Origin of the sequence: Acinetobacter sp. YH01011, assembly GCF_013420785.1 — a bacterium.
GTDB classification, from domain to species: domain Bacteria; phylum Pseudomonadota; class Gammaproteobacteria; order Pseudomonadales; family Moraxellaceae; genus Acinetobacter; species Acinetobacter towneri.
The window spans coordinates 17,026-32,364 of the sequence record NZ_VOYG01000003.1 but is presented as its reverse complement, the minus strand read 5'-3'; the positions used below and the strand labels follow the sequence as shown (position 1 = coordinate 32,364).

At 42.6% G+C, this 15,339-nt stretch carries 12 protein-coding genes and 1 pseudogene; 6 read left to right on the top strand and 7 right to left on the bottom strand.

The features are described 5' to 3' along the window. Positions 1 to 33: 33 nt before the first annotated feature. Positions 34 to 1,074, bottom strand: coding sequence for an outer membrane protein Omp38 (omp38, locus tag FTT78_RS02765; protein ID WP_004972434.1), 1,041 nt, complete (start codon positions 1,072 to 1,074; stop codon positions 34 to 36). A 375-nt stretch (positions 1,075 to 1,449) separates the two neighbouring features. On the opposite strand from omp38, the gene FTT78_RS02760 reads away from it, so the two are divergent. Both FTT78_RS02760 and FTT78_RS02755 read left to right on the top strand, forming a co-directional pair. Beyond that, positions 1,450 to 1,968, top strand: coding sequence for a GspH/FimT family pseudopilin (locus tag FTT78_RS02760; RefSeq protein ID WP_180043557.1), 519 nt, complete (start codon positions 1,450 to 1,452; stop codon positions 1,966 to 1,968). A 131-nt stretch (positions 1,969 to 2,099) separates the two neighbouring features. Then, entirely contained in the window at positions 2,100 to 3,275 is a 1,176-nt protein-coding gene (locus FTT78_RS02755; RefSeq protein WP_180043555.1) for a thiolase family protein, read from the top strand. A gap of 129 nt (positions 3,276 to 3,404) precedes the next feature. Here FTT78_RS02755 and FTT78_RS02750 read toward each other — a convergent pair whose 3' ends face one another. The 4 genes from FTT78_RS02750 to FTT78_RS02735 all read right to left on the bottom strand — a co-directional run bounded on the left by FTT78_RS02750 (position 3,405) and on the right by FTT78_RS02735 (position 8,218). Then, the gene (locus tag FTT78_RS02750; RefSeq protein WP_180043553.1) at positions 3,405 to 4,391 is read right to left on the bottom strand and encodes a diaminopimelate dehydrogenase; all 987 of its coding nucleotides are present in this window, start codon (positions 4,389 to 4,391) and stop codon (positions 3,405 to 3,407) included. A gap of 307 nt (positions 4,392 to 4,698) precedes the next feature. Continuing rightward, the gene (locus FTT78_RS02745) at positions 4,699 to 5,184 is read right to left on the bottom strand and encodes a DUF934 domain-containing protein (protein ID WP_179989191.1); all 486 of its coding nucleotides are present in this window, start codon (positions 5,182 to 5,184) and stop codon (positions 4,699 to 4,701) included. Further along, positions 5,177 to 6,820, bottom strand: a complete 1,644-nt coding sequence (locus tag FTT78_RS02740; RefSeq protein ID WP_004972445.1) for a nitrite/sulfite reductase — start codon at positions 6,818 to 6,820, stop codon at positions 5,177 to 5,179. Before FTT78_RS02740 ends, FTT78_RS02745 begins: the two co-directional genes overlap by 8 nt. A 237-nt stretch (positions 6,821 to 7,057) precedes the next feature. After that, complete coding sequence (locus FTT78_RS02735; protein ID WP_180043551.1) at positions 7,058 to 8,218, bottom strand: CaiB/BaiF CoA-transferase family protein; 1,161 nt, start codon at positions 8,216 to 8,218, stop codon at positions 7,058 to 7,060. Between the two features lie 209 nt (positions 8,219 to 8,427). On the opposite strand from FTT78_RS02735, the gene FTT78_RS02730 reads away from it, so the two are divergent. The 4 genes from FTT78_RS02730 (at position 8,428) to FTT78_RS02715 (ending at position 13,524) form a co-directional block, all read left to right on the top strand. Then, the gene (locus FTT78_RS02730) at positions 8,428 to 9,438 is read left to right on the top strand and encodes an AraC family transcriptional regulator (protein ID WP_004972448.1); all 1,011 of its coding nucleotides are present in this window, start codon (positions 8,428 to 8,430) and stop codon (positions 9,436 to 9,438) included. 229 nt (positions 9,439 to 9,667) lie between these two features. Further along, positions 9,668 to 10,873, top strand: coding sequence for an acetyl-CoA C-acetyltransferase (locus FTT78_RS02725; RefSeq protein WP_180043549.1), 1,206 nt, complete (start codon positions 9,668 to 9,670; stop codon positions 10,871 to 10,873). A gap of 11 nt (positions 10,874 to 10,884) precedes the next feature. Next, entirely contained in the window at positions 10,885 to 13,020 is a 2,136-nt protein-coding gene (locus FTT78_RS02720) for a 3-hydroxyacyl-CoA dehydrogenase NAD-binding domain-containing protein (RefSeq protein ID WP_180043547.1), read from the top strand. Positions 13,021 to 13,191: 171 nt separating this feature from the next. Next, the gene (locus tag FTT78_RS02715) at positions 13,192 to 13,524 is read left to right on the top strand and encodes a hypothetical protein (protein ID WP_004972453.1); all 333 of its coding nucleotides are present in this window, start codon (positions 13,192 to 13,194) and stop codon (positions 13,522 to 13,524) included. Between the two features lie 112 nt (positions 13,525 to 13,636). Here FTT78_RS02715 and FTT78_RS02710 read toward each other — a convergent pair whose 3' ends face one another. Both FTT78_RS02710 and FTT78_RS02705 read right to left on the bottom strand, forming a co-directional pair. After that, positions 13,637 to 14,059 carry a GNAT family N-acetyltransferase gene (locus tag FTT78_RS02710; RefSeq protein ID WP_004972455.1) on the bottom strand — a complete coding sequence of 141 codons (423 nt, stop codon included), beginning with the start codon at positions 14,057 to 14,059 and terminating at the stop codon, positions 13,637 to 13,639. Between the two features lie 23 nt (positions 14,060 to 14,082). Continuing rightward, positions 14,083 to 15,303: pseudogene (locus tag FTT78_RS02705) on the bottom strand (SAM-dependent methyltransferase). Positions 15,304 to 15,339: the final 36 nt, after the last annotated feature.

Below are 15,339 nucleotides of genomic sequence, written 5' to 3'. Positions count from 1 at the left end.
CTCCGAAGAGTCGTTTTTTCAACTTAACTCAAATTATTGAGCTTGTTGTTCAACAGTCACTGTACGGCTGCCAGTGATCGTCGCGAATACACGACGGTTCATAGCACGACCTTCTTTAGTGTTGTTGTCAGCAATCGGTTGATCCCAAGCGAAACCTTGAGTAGACAAACGAGCTGGATCTACATTGTATTCATTTACAAGTGAAGATTTAACAGAGTTCGCACGCGCTAAAGATAAACGTTCGTTCAATGCACGTGGACCAGTGTTGTCAGTGTGACCTTCGATGCGAGCAGTAGCGTTTGGATATTCAACTAACTTCTCAGCAACTTTAGCGATTTCTGGCTTGTACTGATCTTTGATGTTTGATTTGTTTGTATCAAAGAACACACGAAGTTCCATGTTCAAGTCTTCAGTCAACTCTTGTGGAGCAGGTTGAACTGGAGCAACGGTTTCAACTGGGGCAACTTCTACTACAGGAGCAGCTGGCTTCAAGTGACCACCAAGAACTACGTTAAGACCAGCTAAAGCTGTGTAGTTCCAGAATTGCTCATCAAAGTGGTAAGTACCACGTGCTTCAGTACGAAGAGATAAAGCATCGTTCAAACGGAAGAACGCACCCACACCTGCATTACCTAAAGTACCTTCTTCACCATCACGGATATAACCGACACCATTAGCACCTTCCACGTCATATTTATAGTGACCAGCACCTAAAAGTACGTATGGCTTGATTTTGCTGTCATAGTTTTTAGTGATTAGATCAGAAGTCGCATAGAAGTTACCTGCGATATTTTGACCCTTGTATTCACCACCGTTACTCACATCACCTTTGATTTGGCTATATTCAGCTTCAAAACCTAACCAAGGAGTAAGCTCAACACCAAGTGCTGCACCCACGAACAAGTCATCATCAAGTTCTGCGCCACTTGTTAAACTACCATCATTACCACCATTGTTATGCTGTGTATCAAACATAGTATAACCAAGCATTAATGGGGTAACAGTTACGCCCGCGTTTGCAGCAGCTAAAGGAGCAGCTACGAGCATTGCTAATGCAATACGACTCATTTTCATGGATTTATCCTCCAGAGATAACAATTGTTGTTCAAGCTCAAGCTTAAATTTTCGACTACCCTGAGATAGGCTTTCTTATACCCCAGTATTATTTTTAAGCTAGTCACTTTGAATCATACAAACACTTTTTTACTTTTCCAAGTGCTTGATAATTTTAATCAAGTAAATTATTGACAAAATTACTTACAATTTCCGTTGTAATTCGGTAACTTTTTACTCAATTATTTGGTGCGAATAGCCTATCTTTCTTGCGGTTTATTCTAACACTTTCACGAAAAGTTGTTTAGAAATTATTATACAACACATAAAGCGCTATAAAACAACAAATTACTCAAATTAATCATAAAAAAACATAACAATAACAGGTAAAGACTTATGTCGAATGTAAGAAAAAATGGCTTCACGCTGTTTGAATTGATCGTCACCTTAGCAATTAGTGCGATTTTAGTCATGATTGCCCTACCCCATTTTCATCAACTGATGGCAGAACAAGAACTCAAACGAATTCATTATTCATTACAGGCCAGTCTGAAAATAGCACGTTCTCATGCCTTCACCCATCATAGCAATGTGGTGATTTGTCCTACACAAAACTTTGTTCAATGTAGTATGCAAAACTGGGATACTGGTTTTTTGATCTTTATGGATCGTAATCGAAACCGCCAAATTGACGACAGTGAATACATTCTTTATACAGAAAAAACTGCACTTAAATACGGAACTCTGGATTGGCGTGGAACTTTAAACATTCCTAGTGTGACTTTTAATGCTCAACAAGGTTTGCCGATCGGCTCGAATGGTAGTTTCTTTTACTGCTCTACTCACGTCGCGAGCAAACGACTGGTGCTTAGTAAAATGGGGCAAACTCGAGCTGAAGACATCAATGGATGTTAACTGAGCAGTCTAAATGATCTTTATATTGTCACTTTATTCTCATCTTTTTTTGCCTATACTGCTGAAGTGATCTATTCCTGCTTGGAATTAAATCTAGACAAAAGCACATATAAAAAAACTGGGAGAATAAAATGACGGATATCGTTATTGTAAATGGTGCACGCACTGCAATGGGTGGCTTTCAAGGCAGTTTAGCCAATGTGACTGCACCAGAATTAGGTGCGGCAAGTATCCAAGCGGCCATTCAACGTGCGGGGGTACAAGCAACAGAAATCGATGAAGTCATTATGGGCTGCGTCCTGCCTGCAGGCTTAAAGCAAGGCCCTGCTCGTCAGGCGATGCGTCAAGCAGGCTTACCAGATTCTACAGGTGCGGTCACCATCAACAAACTCTGTGGTTCTGGTATGAAAGCTGTCATGCAAGCAGCCGATGCAATCAAAGCAGGTTCTGCCTCAATCATTGTCGCTGGTGGTATGGAGTCAATGAGTAATGCACCTTATATTCTGACTAAAGCACGTGCGGGTTACCGCATGGGACACGGTGATGTGAAAGATCACATGTTCTTAGATGGCTTAGAAGATGCAGAAACAGGGCGTTTAATGGGCTCATTCGCACAAGATATGGCCAATAGCAAAGGTTACACACGCCAACAAATGGATGACTTTGCGATTCGCTCACTCAAACGTGCACAAACTGCAGTCAATGAAGGCTATTTTGCCGATGAAATTGTCCCTGTGACAGTTGCAACACGTAAAGGCGATGTCATTGTAGATAAAGATGAACAACCTTTTAATGCCAATATTGAAAAAATTCCAACACTTCGTCCAGCCTTCGCTAAAGATGGTAGTATTACTGCTGCAAATGCCAGCTCTATTTCGGATGGTGCATCGGCACTCGTACTCACTTCTGCTGAACATGCTGCTGCCCAAGGGTTAAAGCCTATGGCAAAAATTGTGGGCTATGCAACCAACTCACAACATCCTTCAGAATTCACCATTGCTCCAATTGGTGCGATTCAAAAAGTATTGGATAAAGCGGGTTGGCAAGTTGCAGATGTAGATTTATGGGAAATTAATGAAGCTTTTGCTATGGTCACCATGTGCCCAATGGATGAGTTCAAGCTTGATCCTGAAAAAGTGAATATCAACGGTGGTGCATGTGCACTTGGGCATCCTGTGGGTTCTACAGGTTCACGTATTATCCTGACTTTAATTCATGCGCTTAAACGCACAGGTGGCAAACGTGGCGTTGCTGCTCTCTGTATTGGTGGTGGTGAAGCAACTGCAGTTGCGATTGAATTGCTTTAATGCCTTGAAGCCCTATTTGTAAAACGGAATTAGGGCAGATGGGATACAGTCATTCCCTAACCCCTCTTTATTCAAAAAGCAAAAAGACGAATCAATGATTCGTCTTTTTGCTTACGGCTTGAAAAAGTCTTAGAGCAATTCTGCACGCAACTGTTCAGGCGATTTCATTGACAATAAGCCTGGCGCAACATCGTAAGCAGTTTTTGCACCATATTGCTGCATTTGGTTTAAACGATAACAAGCACGTGCGTAAGCCACCAAAATACTCGCGGTAAACTCAGGATTGCTGTCTAACTTCAATGAGAACTCAAGCACTTGTTTTTGTTCATCGCTGGTATTGCCACTGCGAATGACAAAACCGCCATGTGGCATGCGTTGGTGATCTTTGGCTAAAGTCGCTTCATCAATGAAATTTACGGTTGTGTTGTAGTCAGCGAAATAATCTGGCATGGTCACAATTGCTTGTTCCACTGCTGCTGCATCTGCGCCATCTTCAAGTACCACATAACACTCACGGGTATGTTTGTCTTTGGTGCTTAATTCAGGGCGCGAACCACTGCGTACTTTTTCCATCGCTTCAGTTGAAGGAATGGTGTATTGCACACCCGCTTTAACGCCATCCACACGACGAATTGCATCTGAGTGTCCCTGACTTAAGCCCTTACCCCAAAAGGTATACGTTTCGCCATCGGGCAACAATGCTTCACCAAATAAGCGGTTGATTGAGAACATGCCTGGGTCCCAACCAATAGAAATCATGGCAGTTTTCTGATTAGCTGTAGCTGGTGCATCTACAGATGCATAATATTCAGGAATACGTGCATGCGTATCGAAACTATCGACAATATTAAATTGGCTCGCCAGTACTGGACCTTGTTGTGGCAAGTCGTCTTTTGAACCACCACATAAAATCAGCACATCAATTTTGTCTTGAAAATCTGACAATGAATCCATGTGAAACACTGCTGTTTCAGCAAAACATGGTGAAACGCTTTCAGGCGCACGACGGGTAAAAATACCCACCAATTGTAAATCTGGGTTTTTATGAATCGCCGTTTCAACACCACGACCTAAGTTGCCATAACCAGCAATACCAATACGGATAGAATTTTGCATAAAGACAAATCACTTCATCATGAAAAAATTGAAAAATAAATCAGAGGATAATCACATCAAATTATCGTCTTGATTGATTTTTGATAATGTAAAAATAACGCCTACATAAGACTGCGATGCTACATCAGCGTGCTTATACTACAGCACTTTGCGGTAAATTAAATCATTAAGAAGTGCGATAAAACAAGCCGTTTGATCATTTTAAGGCAAACAAAAAGCCTGCACATGGCAGGCTGTTTGTAAATGTGTGAACCGCGATATTTCGATAAAATCTATCTACATTTCGATGAAATCCATCATCAATATATTACGCACCTGTTTGATAATTTGGTTTTGGCACTGCGGTAGAAGCTTGATAAGGATGGGTAAAGTCCGCCAAACCTGCTGCAGCTTCTTGCACATCTTTACCTTCTTTAATCACGAAAGTATCGAAACCTGCACGCTTCATATAATTTAAGACGTCTTTAAAGACATCACCGACTGCGCGAAGTTCACCCTGAAAGCCTTGACGGCGTAACAATGCCGCAAAAGAATAACCACGGCCATCGTTAAAACCTGAAAATTCAATAAAAATTGCATCCAGTTCTGCCAATGGAAATTCATGGTTTTCAGGCGAAGCATCTACCGTTAAATATAGGGCTTTTTTACCTGAAATTTGTGCCAACTGATCAAGCTGTTCAACGCTGAGCACCACATCACCTTGCGGTAATGCTGCATCTTCAGCAATCACTTGATAAGTATTGTCTGTAATCGTGCCATCTTTCGCGAGCACAGGTAGTGCAGTATTAAGCATAAGCGCGCTCCTTAAATGGTTGAATGCCGACACGGCGATAAGTGTCGATGAAGTCTTCACCTTCACTACGCAAATCTAAGTAGGTATTTAAAATTTCTTCCACCACATCAGGAATCACTTCAGCAGCAAAAGATGGCCCTAAAATATCACCGATTGACGCATCATGGTCTGCATGCCCGCCCAAAGTGATTTGGTAGAATTCCGCGCCTTTTTTATCGACACCTAAAATCCCGATATTACCAACGTGGTGATGACCACAAGCGTTCATACAACCTGAAATATTCAAATCCAGTTTGCCAAGATTATAAATGGTATCTAAATCATCAAAACGGCGTGAAATGGCTTCTGAAATTGGAATAGATTTGGCATTGGCAAGTGAACAGAAATCACCACCCGGACAGCAAATAATATCGGTAATAAAGCCAATATGCGCGCGCGCCAAGTTATTGGCATCGAGCACTTGCCACAATGCAAACAGGTCTTTTTGTGGCACATCTACCAAGGCAATATTTTGCTCATGCGTGGTGCGCAATTCACCAAAGGTATATTGATCGGCTAAATCTGCAATCAGATTCATTTCTTCTGTCGTCATGTCACCCGGTGCAACACCTGCACGTTTCAATGAAATGGTGACAATACGATAGCCTTGTACTTTGTGCGCATTGGTGTTGATGTTGAACCATTGCTTGAATTTTGGATACTGCGCAAACAGCTCGCTAAAATCTTCATCGGCATAGTTTTGATAAGCAAATGGCGTGAAGTTTTCATCCATTTTTTGCAAAGTTTCTGCATCAATTTTTAAGGTTTTCACCGTATGTGCAAATTCAGCTTCAACTTTTTCTGCAAATACTGCTGGAGTTAAGGCTTTTACCAAAATTTTGATACGTGCTTTATATTTATTGTCGCGACGACCATGCAAGTTATAAACACGTAAAATAGCTTCTAAATAAGCAATCAAGTCTTCACGTGGCAAGAACTCACGAATAAAGCTACCGATAATTGGAGTACGACCTAAGCCGCCACCAACTTTAATTTTATAGCCAATTTCGCCTGCTTCATTTTTGACAATATAGACACCAATGTCATGAAATGCAGTCGCAGCACGGTCAATTTCTTCCAGTGCAGACACCGCAATTTTGAATTTACGTGGCAAGAAGGCAAATTCAGGGTGGAAAGTTGACCACTGACGAATTAATTCACAGGTTGGACGTGGGTCAGCAATTTCGCCCGCCACGACACCTGCATATTGATCTGTAGTGGTATTACGAATACAGTTACCCGAAGTCTGAATTGCGTGCATTTGTACGGTTGCAAGCTCTGCCAACATGTCAGGCACATTTTCCAGTGCAGGCCAGTTAAACTGAATATTTTGACGTGTTGATACGTGCGCATAGCCACGGTCATAGTCTTTGGCAAGCTGCGCAACTTTACGCAATTGCTTAGAGTTCATCAGACCGTAAGGCACCGCAATACGCAACATTGGCGCATAGCGTTGTACATACAAACCATTTTGCAGACGCAATGGACGATATTCATCCTCAGTCAATTTGCCTGCTAAATAACGTTCCGTTTGGTCGCGGAACTGTGCAACACGTTCATTAATCAGTTGCTGATCGAAATCAGTATATAAATACATGGCGTACAGCTAGTCATTTCTATTATCACGGCTGACAGCATAGCGAGATTCAATCTATCAACAAAATGTGTTTTTTACATATTTATTAGCGATTTTATTGATAAGCCATTGCAACATCACAGCCTGTAAGCCTTTGCCAAAATTTACAGGCTTTTTATAGAGCTATCACAAAATAGTGCATGCTTTAGCACTTTTTCTGCTATAGCATCTATTCGATCTATTATTGATTACCTGAAATTACGACTTGGCTTCATCTTCATCCTGATTTTTAATCTGAGATGACCACTGCCCTGCACCCAAAGCCTGCCCGATATAATCGTAACGCATTTGAGAACGTGAAAATTTAATTGGACACGCCAACTGAGTTTCAGTTTTTTCGGCATTCTGCTGAATAGGAACTTCTACTGTCCAACCGCGTTGCTGTGCCAAAGGTGAATGTAAGGCTTCATCTAAAGTGAATACAGGTTCAACGCAGACATCATATTGCGCGAATACCTGCTGCCATATGGCAAAACTTTGTGTTTTAATTTTATCTTGAATAGCGTGTTTGACTTGCAAGCGCTCTTGCGGATCTAAAGATGCCCCTTTTTCCAAAAGTATCGGTAAGTTTAAAATCTGTGCCAAACCCTGCATAAACTGCGGCTCTAAACTACCGACTGAAAGATAACGGCCATCTGCTGTTTCATAATAGTCATAATAGGTGCCACCATTTAAGTAAGATTGCTCAGCATATTGAGGAACCTGTGCCGCCAAAACTGCTGAAGCGGCCATATTGTTTAAAGTCGCAGCGCAATCGGTCATCGAAATATCAATATACTGCCCTAAACCACTGCGCTGACGTTCTATCACTGCACTTAAAATCGCCACCAAAGCATGCAATGATCCACCTGCTACATCGGCCACTTGAATCCCGAGCGGTGGCGGCCCACCCGCTTGCCGTCCACTATGCCCCGCAATGCCAGACAAGGCTAAATAGTTGATGTCATGTCCTGCCCTTTGTTGATAATCGCCTGTTTGTCCATAACCTGTGATGGAACAATAGATCAGTCGCGGATTAATTTTTGCCAAGCTGGCATAGTCCAGCCCTAAACGCTGCATCACGCCTGGTCTAAACTGTTCCAATACAATATCGAATTCGGCAATTTTATCGTGAATAAGCTGAATACTTTCGGGGGATTTTAAATCCAAAGTAATTGACTGTTTATTCCGATTCAAATAACTGTGCGAAGTCGCTTGTCCATTGGCATAGGGCGGAAATAAACGAATTAAGTCAGGACGGGTTGCCGATTCAATATGAATCACCTCTGCACCCATATCCGCCAAATACAAACTGGCAAAAGGGCCGGGCAATAAGGTAGAAAAATCTAAAACTTTTAAACCGCTCAGTGCATGTGTCATTGTTGTGATTACTCGATTTTTACTGATTTTCCGTTCATCTTATAAACAGCAAAACTGTAACACAATGTCATGTTCAGCCATTTACCTTGATCATTTCGGCAATTTATTATGTAAAATAAGTAAAATTGGTATTGTAAATTGCCAATTTCAATTTTTAGCGTCATTTAGGTCAAGCTTACGTGAATACAAAAGAGACTGAAGGATTTAACATGAGCAGAGATACCATTAGTATCCATTTTGTAAATGCAGCGCTCACGGGTGTTAAGCGACTCGGCATGGATGTCGAAACCTTATTATCTCATGTCGGTATTGAGGCAGAACTTCTGCGCCAACCGAAAGCACGTATTTCACCTGAACAATATACTCGCTTTATTAAAATGTTGTGGATGGTGACCCAAGACGAACACGTGGGTTTTGATTCTCAGCCACGTCGTTTGGGTACATTCGCGATCATGTGCCAATTGGTAATTCACGCCAAAACACTGGGCGATGCCTTAGAACTCTCTTCGCAATTCTACAAACTGTTTGGTGATGATTGGTCGGTTACCTTAGAACGTGATAAACACGAAGCACGTTTGGTACCATCTATTCCACAAGCTATGGATCCTGATCACTTTATTACTGAAAGTATGTTGATGATTTGGCACGGCTTGGCATCTTGGCTGATTGAACGTCGCCTGCCTTTGGAGCGCGTACATTTTGGCTATCCACGTCCTGCACATGCAGATGAATACGATGCGCTGTTCTTTGCGCCTGTCATGCAATTTGATATGCCACGTACCGAAATTACCTTTGCTGCCGACTACTTGGATTTACCAATTCGTCAAACCCAAGAAACCTTAGACGAATTCTTAAAAACCGCGCCTGCGCAATTGTTGGTGAAATTCAAAAACACCAATTCTTTAACTTCGCGTATTCGTGACGTGTTAAAGAGCCAAATTGGCGAAGAAATGCCAACCTTGAACGATGTTGCATCCATGCTGTACCTATCGCCACAAACCTTGCGTCGTCGTTTGGCAGCAGAAGGCAAAAGCTATCAAGGGGTAAAAGATGCATTACGCCGTGATGCCGCGATTCACCTATTGCTGAATCCTGAACTGACCCTTGAAGATGTGGCACAACAAGTTGGCTTTAGCGAAACCAGTACTTTCCACCGTGCTTTCAAAAAGTGGACTGGCGTCACACCTGGTTTATACCGTCAGTTGCACGGTTATCATTAATTTAGAATCGACAATTCACAATAACTCGTAATTCCAATCGATTGCCCTTGCACACCGCAAGGGCTTTTTTTATCGCTCTATTATAGTTTCAATCTTTCTGCCAAATTACTGCGTCATCCCAATTAGCAAAAAACCTCACTGACCTGTACCGTTCTCATCATTGCACTTCAAAATTTTCAGATTACACTCAAAAGCAATCATAAAGAAAACTATCGACAAAGGATTGATTATGAGCGAGGCCTACATCATTGATGCCATTCGCACTCCGCGCGGCAAAGGAAAAAAAGATGGCGCATTACACGAAGTTAAACCCATTCGCCTACTCACCACCTTATTGAATGAATTACAGCAACGACACAACCTAGACACCTCACAAGTAGACGATATTGTTTTGGGTTGTGTCACACCAATTGGCGATCAGGGTGCAGATATTGCCAAAACCGCAGCGATTGCCGCAGGTTGGGACAATGATGTTGCTGGGGTACAAATCAACCGCTTTTGTGCCTCAGGTTTAGAAGCCGTGAACCTCGCAGCGCAAAAAGTTCGTTCGGGTTGGGAAGATTTAATCGTTGCAGGTGGTGTGGAATCTATGTCACGTGTGGCAATGGGTTCCGATGGTGGTGCTTGGGCATTCGACCCTGAAACCAATATGGCTTGTGACTTTATTCCACAAGGTATTGGCGCTGACTTAATTGCCACACTCGATGGCTATAGCCGTACAGAAGTCGATCAATTTGCAGCAGCATCACAGCACAAAGCCGCAGCAGCACAAGCACAGGGACATTTCGAGCGCTCGATTGTACCTGTCAAAGATCAGGCAGGTGTGGTGATTTTGGCACAAGATGAATTTATCAAACCACAGACCACGGCTGAAAACTTGGCACAGCTCAAGCCGAGTTTTGCCAATATGGGACAAATGGGTTTTGATGCGATTGCCCTGCAAAAATATCCTGAAGCAGGACAAGTCAATCATGTGCATCATGCAGGCAATTCATCAGGTATTGTTGATGGCGCGGCATTGGTCTTGATTGCATCGGAACAAGCGGTACAACAACACAACTTAAAACCACGCGCCAAAGTGCTTGCTACCGCACTGGTTGGCACAGACCCTGCCATTATGCTCACAGGACCCGCGCCTGCAGCACGCAAAGCCTTAGCCAAAGCAGGACTGAACATTGAAGATATTGATCTGTTTGAAGTCAATGAAGCCTTTGCAGCCGTGGTTCTGCGTTTTATTACAGAACTTCAGGTTGATCCCGCCAAAGTCAATGTAAATGGTGGTGCTATTGCCTTGGGTCATCCACTTGGCGCTACAGGTGCCATGATTTTAGGCACCTTACTGGACGAGCTAGAACGACAAGATAAAAAACGCGGCATGGCTACATTATGTGTAGGCGGTGGGATGGGAATTGCCACCATTATTGAGCGAGTATAAGGAGTATAAAAATGAGCGCCATTCACTATTATAAAAATGCCGATAACATTGTCATTCTAACCTTTGACTCACCAAATCAATCTGCCAACACCATGAATGCTGACTTTAGAGATGCATTAGCGCAAGTGGTACAAAAGTTAAAAGCAGACGAACAAGTGGCGGGAATCATTTTCGCCTCTGCGAAAAAAACCTTTTTTGCAGGCGGTGACTTAGATGAGTTGATTCAAGTACAGCCTGAGCATGCCAGCTCATTTTTTCAGATGATTGAAAACCTAAAAGCACAGCTGCGTTATATTGAAACCCGTGGTATTCCTGTGGTAGCTGCCTTAAATGGCACGGCACTCGGCGGCGGATGGGAACTTGCTCTGTGCTGTCATCATCGTATTGCAATTCGTGATGCAAAAACCAAGTTTGGTTTACCCGAAGTGACTTTAGGTTTATTGCCTGGTGGCGGTGGTATTGTGCGGATGGTACGTTTATTGGGTTTACAAACTGCCCTGCCGCTGTTGATGGAAGGCAAACAGCTGAGTGTGGAAAAAGCACAAAGTTTAGGTTTAATCCATGATCTTGCTGAAAATGAAACAGAATTACTCAGCAAAGCCCAAGACTGGATTCTTGCACATCCTCAATCACAACAAGTATTTGATGTCAAAGACTATAAAATCCCTGGGGGAACACCATCTACACCTGCTGTCGCGCAAATGCTTTCCACTGCTCCTGCCATGCTACGCGACAAAACCAAAGGCTGTTACCCTGCGCCTGAAGCAATTTTGAGTGCAGCAGTAGAAGGTGCGCAGGTTGATGTCGATACAGCCTTACGCATTGAATCTCGCTATTTTACCCAGCTCGCAACAGGTCAAATTTCTAAAAATATGATTGGCACCTTTTGGCATGGGCTGAATGCGATTAAATCGGGCAGTGGCCGTCCGCAAGGCATTGCACCGCATCAAACTCAAAAAGTCGGCATTTTAGGTGCAGGCATGATGGGCGCAGGCATTGCTTATGCCACAGCAAGCAAAGGCATTGCGGTTGTTCTTAAAGATGTATCCATCGAACAAGCTGAAAAAGGCAAAGCTTACAGTCAAAAACTATTGGATAAACAAGTATCGCAAGGTCGTATAAGTGCAGAGCGAGCAGCACAAGTCTTAGCCAATATTCATCCAACGGCACAGGCTGCCGATTTACAAGGCTGTGATTTGATTATTGAGGCGGTATTTGAAAATCCTCAACTCAAGGCGCAAGTCACACAAGAAGCCGAAGTTTTTCTGGCAGAACAAGGTGTGATGGCATCCAATACCTCAACTTTGCCAATAAGCGGGCTTGCCCAAGCTGCGCAAGATCAACAGCGCTTTATTGGACTGCATTTCTTTAGTCCTGTCGATAAAATGCCGTTGGTAGAAATCATTAAAGGAAAAAACACCTCTGCCGATACTTTGGCAAAAGCATATGACTTTGTGCAACACATTGGTAAAACACCGATTGTAGTCAATGACAGACGTGGCTTTTTTACCAGTCGGGTGTTTGGCACTTTTGTGCAGGAAGGCTTGCGCTTACTGGCAGAAGGCGTACATCCTGCCAAAATTGAAATGGCAGCTTTAAAAGCAGGTATGCCTGTTGGCCCACTTGCTATTCAGGATGAAGTATCTTTAACCTTATCTGAACACGTGGCACAGGAAGCACGTAAGGCGCTGCAAGCCGAAGGAAAAGACCGACCACTGTCGAGTGCAGATGAAGTCATTCAAACCATGATTCATCAATTCTCACGTAAAGGCAAAGCTGCAGGTGCAGGCTTTTATGACTACCCTGAACAGGGTAAAAAACAGCTTTGGTCGGGATTAAGTCATTGGTATCAAAATACCGAAATCGCTGAACAAGAGATGATTAACCGTTTCTTATTTGTACAAGCACTGGACAGCTTACGTTGCTTGGAAGAAGGTGTTTTAGAATCTGTCATTGATGCCAATGTTGGTTCAATTTTTGGCATTGGCTTCCCTGCATGGACAGGTGGTGCTTTACAATTTTTGAATCAATATGGTTTAACACAGGCTTTGGCACGAGCACAGCAACTTACTGCTGAATATGGCGAGCGTTTTACCCCACCTAAAATCTTGCAAGATCGTGTTGCTGCAGGTGCTAAAAGCATTTAAAGCTAAACTTTAAATTTAAAGCAATCTGAGAGGGATACATCATCCCTCTTTTTATTTGCTCAAAATTACAATGAATATCCCTGCATAAATAGAATTTAATCCGTTTTTCATGCATTTTATGTTATAAAGTTACATAATTTTAAGATTTAGATTCAAATTGGGTAGATGCACATGACCGAACGCCTTACTCCTGAAAAATCACCTTGGGGTTGGAAAGCACTCTTTATTTTCTGTATTTTGGGTGGAATTTTCATGTTTATTTTCTGGTTAGCGGTCACGAATGAACCTGACTACATGCCTAGCCAGCAACAAAAGCAGAATACTCAGCAACACGCCTTTAAAAATGCGCCAGCTATGTCACAAGAAGCATTGGCAAAAGCACAAGCAGATCGTGAAGCACGTGAAGCTTTGGCTGCTGAAACTGCAGATGCACACGGTATGACTGAAACAGAACATGCCAATATGCCTGAAAACCATGAGCCAGCACCCGCACATGGACATTAATATGCGCTAGCGGCTCTGTTCATACAGTTTATAAAAAGAAATCGCCATGATCACATTCCATCATGGCGATTTTTATTTTGCACGATTAAAATCAGGACTATCGACAATTCATTTAAAATATCAATCGCATATCTACATGCGGAATACCACAATCTAAATACGACTCACCCTCAACCTGAAAACTCAAACTTTGATAAAACGGAATCGCGTGTTCCTGCGCAGACAACTTGACCCACGGACGTTGCTGCTGCTTTGCCACCTGAATAATATGCTGCATTAAAACACGTCCCACACCTAAACCGCGCTGTGATTTCAACACTGCGACCCGTCCAATACTGTGATTTTCCAGTAAACGTGCTGTTGCAATCGCCTGTCCAGTTGCATAGACCACAAAATGCAAGGCAACTGCATCTTGTGCATCCCACTCATCTTCAGGCGCAATTCGCTGTTCCTGAATAAAGACTTGCTCACGAATAGATTTGGCCTCTGCAGCAAATTGTGTCCAAGTGCCCGATTGAATTTCATAATCTTGCATCTTTATATCCTGTTCCATCTTGCTTAGCACTTAGAACCAATGCCCTGTTGATCCCACTGATCGTTCAACAACAACTCCAAAGAATGTTTTTGAATACCGTACATGGTTTTTAAATCACGAATTTGTGCCAAAACTGCTTGATCAGGTTCACTCCAATTTTGACGTTTGGTTGCCAAAATCATTTTGTTTTTACTGGTGTGTTCTAAAGCGACAAACTCAAAAACTTTGGTGTCATAACCATAGGCTTTGAGCAATAAAGCGCGGATGGTATCGGTTAACATTTCCGCCTGTTACCCTGCATGAATGCCAAATTGCAGCATCGGTTGCAACACGCTTGGGCTTTGTAATTGTGGACGCAACTCTTTATGGCAACACGGCGCGCACATAATCATTTGTGCATTCAGGCGAATACCAGTATGAATTGCAAAATCGGTGGCGACATCACAGGCATGCAAAGCAATCATTACATCTAAATGTTCTGGCTGATAGGTGCGCACATCGCCCTGAAAAAAATCTAGCTGCTGAAAGTCTGAAGCACTCGCCACCGACTGACAAAACTCAACCATTTTCGGGTTTAGTTCCACCCCAGTCACAAAGGGAATAAATTGCTGCTTTTGCAAATAGTCATAGAGCGCAAAAGTTAAATAGCCTTTGCCTGAACCAAAATCCACCACGCGCAAGGTATTTTCCGAAATTTTGATTTGCGCCAAGGCACCCGAAAAAATTTCAATAAATTTATTAATCTGTTTCCATTTACGCGCCATGCTCGGAATAATTTGCGCTTTGGCATCGCTAATCCCCAAGTGTTGTAAAAATGGGCTGGATTGATCGACATAACGCTGCTTTTCTCGGTCATGTCCTTGTGGTTCTTTCGGTTTCGCTATAGTCGGTGCTGTTTTACTAATGCTGAGCATGGCTTTCTTTTTGTTCTTTTTTAGCTGAATTTCCTGATCTGTCGTAAATAAATTGGCCTGTTTACAATCTGCCAATAAGTGACTCAATTGTATCTGTGCTTCTGCCAAAGGATAGTTTTTGGTGATATCCTGCGTTTTATGGCGATACAAACAAGTTAAAACGGTGTCTTGATTTAGCTGAATCACCCGTAAGGTGATTTTTTCTAATTGTTCCAGTTCGCCTTTATATTGACTCAGCACCACACGATCAAGCTTTTGTGTATCAATGGCTTGCTGAAAAGCCTCTAAGAATTGTTGTTCCTGCACAGAGGGAGAAGCCAAAGTCGACATAATAAAAACCTGAAAAAATTACAATTCAAGTTTAAT

Coding starts and splice junctions, on each gene's coding strand:
- FTT78_RS02735 (WP_180043551.1), bottom strand. CDS start 8,218: ATGACACATGCACTGAGCGGTTTAAAAGTTTTAGATTTTTCTACCTTA.
- FTT78_RS02730 (WP_004972448.1), top strand. CDS start 8,428: ATGAGCAGAGATACCATTAGTATCCATTTTGTAAATGCAGCGCTCACG.
- omp38 (WP_004972434.1), bottom strand. CDS start 1,074: ATGAAAATGAGTCGTATTGCATTAGCAATGCTCGTAGCTGCTCCTTTA.
- FTT78_RS02740 (WP_004972445.1), bottom strand. CDS start 6,820: ATGTATTTATATACTGATTTCGATCAGCAACTGATTAATGAACGTGTT.
- FTT78_RS02750 (WP_180043553.1), bottom strand. CDS start 4,391: ATGCAAAATTCTATCCGTATTGGTATTGCTGGTTATGGCAACTTAGGT.
- FTT78_RS02715 (WP_004972453.1), top strand. CDS start 13,192: ATGACCGAACGCCTTACTCCTGAAAAATCACCTTGGGGTTGGAAAGCA.
- FTT78_RS02745 (WP_179989191.1), bottom strand. CDS start 5,184: ATGCTTAATACTGCACTACCTGTGCTCGCGAAAGATGGCACGATTACA.
- FTT78_RS02710 (WP_004972455.1), bottom strand. CDS start 14,059: ATGCAAGATTATGAAATTCAATCGGGCACTTGGACACAATTTGCTGCA.
- FTT78_RS02760 (WP_180043557.1), top strand. CDS start 1,450: ATGTCGAATGTAAGAAAAAATGGCTTCACGCTGTTTGAATTGATCGTC.
- FTT78_RS02755 (WP_180043555.1), top strand. CDS start 2,100: ATGACGGATATCGTTATTGTAAATGGTGCACGCACTGCAATGGGTGGC.
- FTT78_RS02725 (WP_180043549.1), top strand. CDS start 9,668: ATGAGCGAGGCCTACATCATTGATGCCATTCGCACTCCGCGCGGCAAA.
- FTT78_RS02720 (WP_180043547.1), top strand. CDS start 10,885: ATGAGCGCCATTCACTATTATAAAAATGCCGATAACATTGTCATTCTA.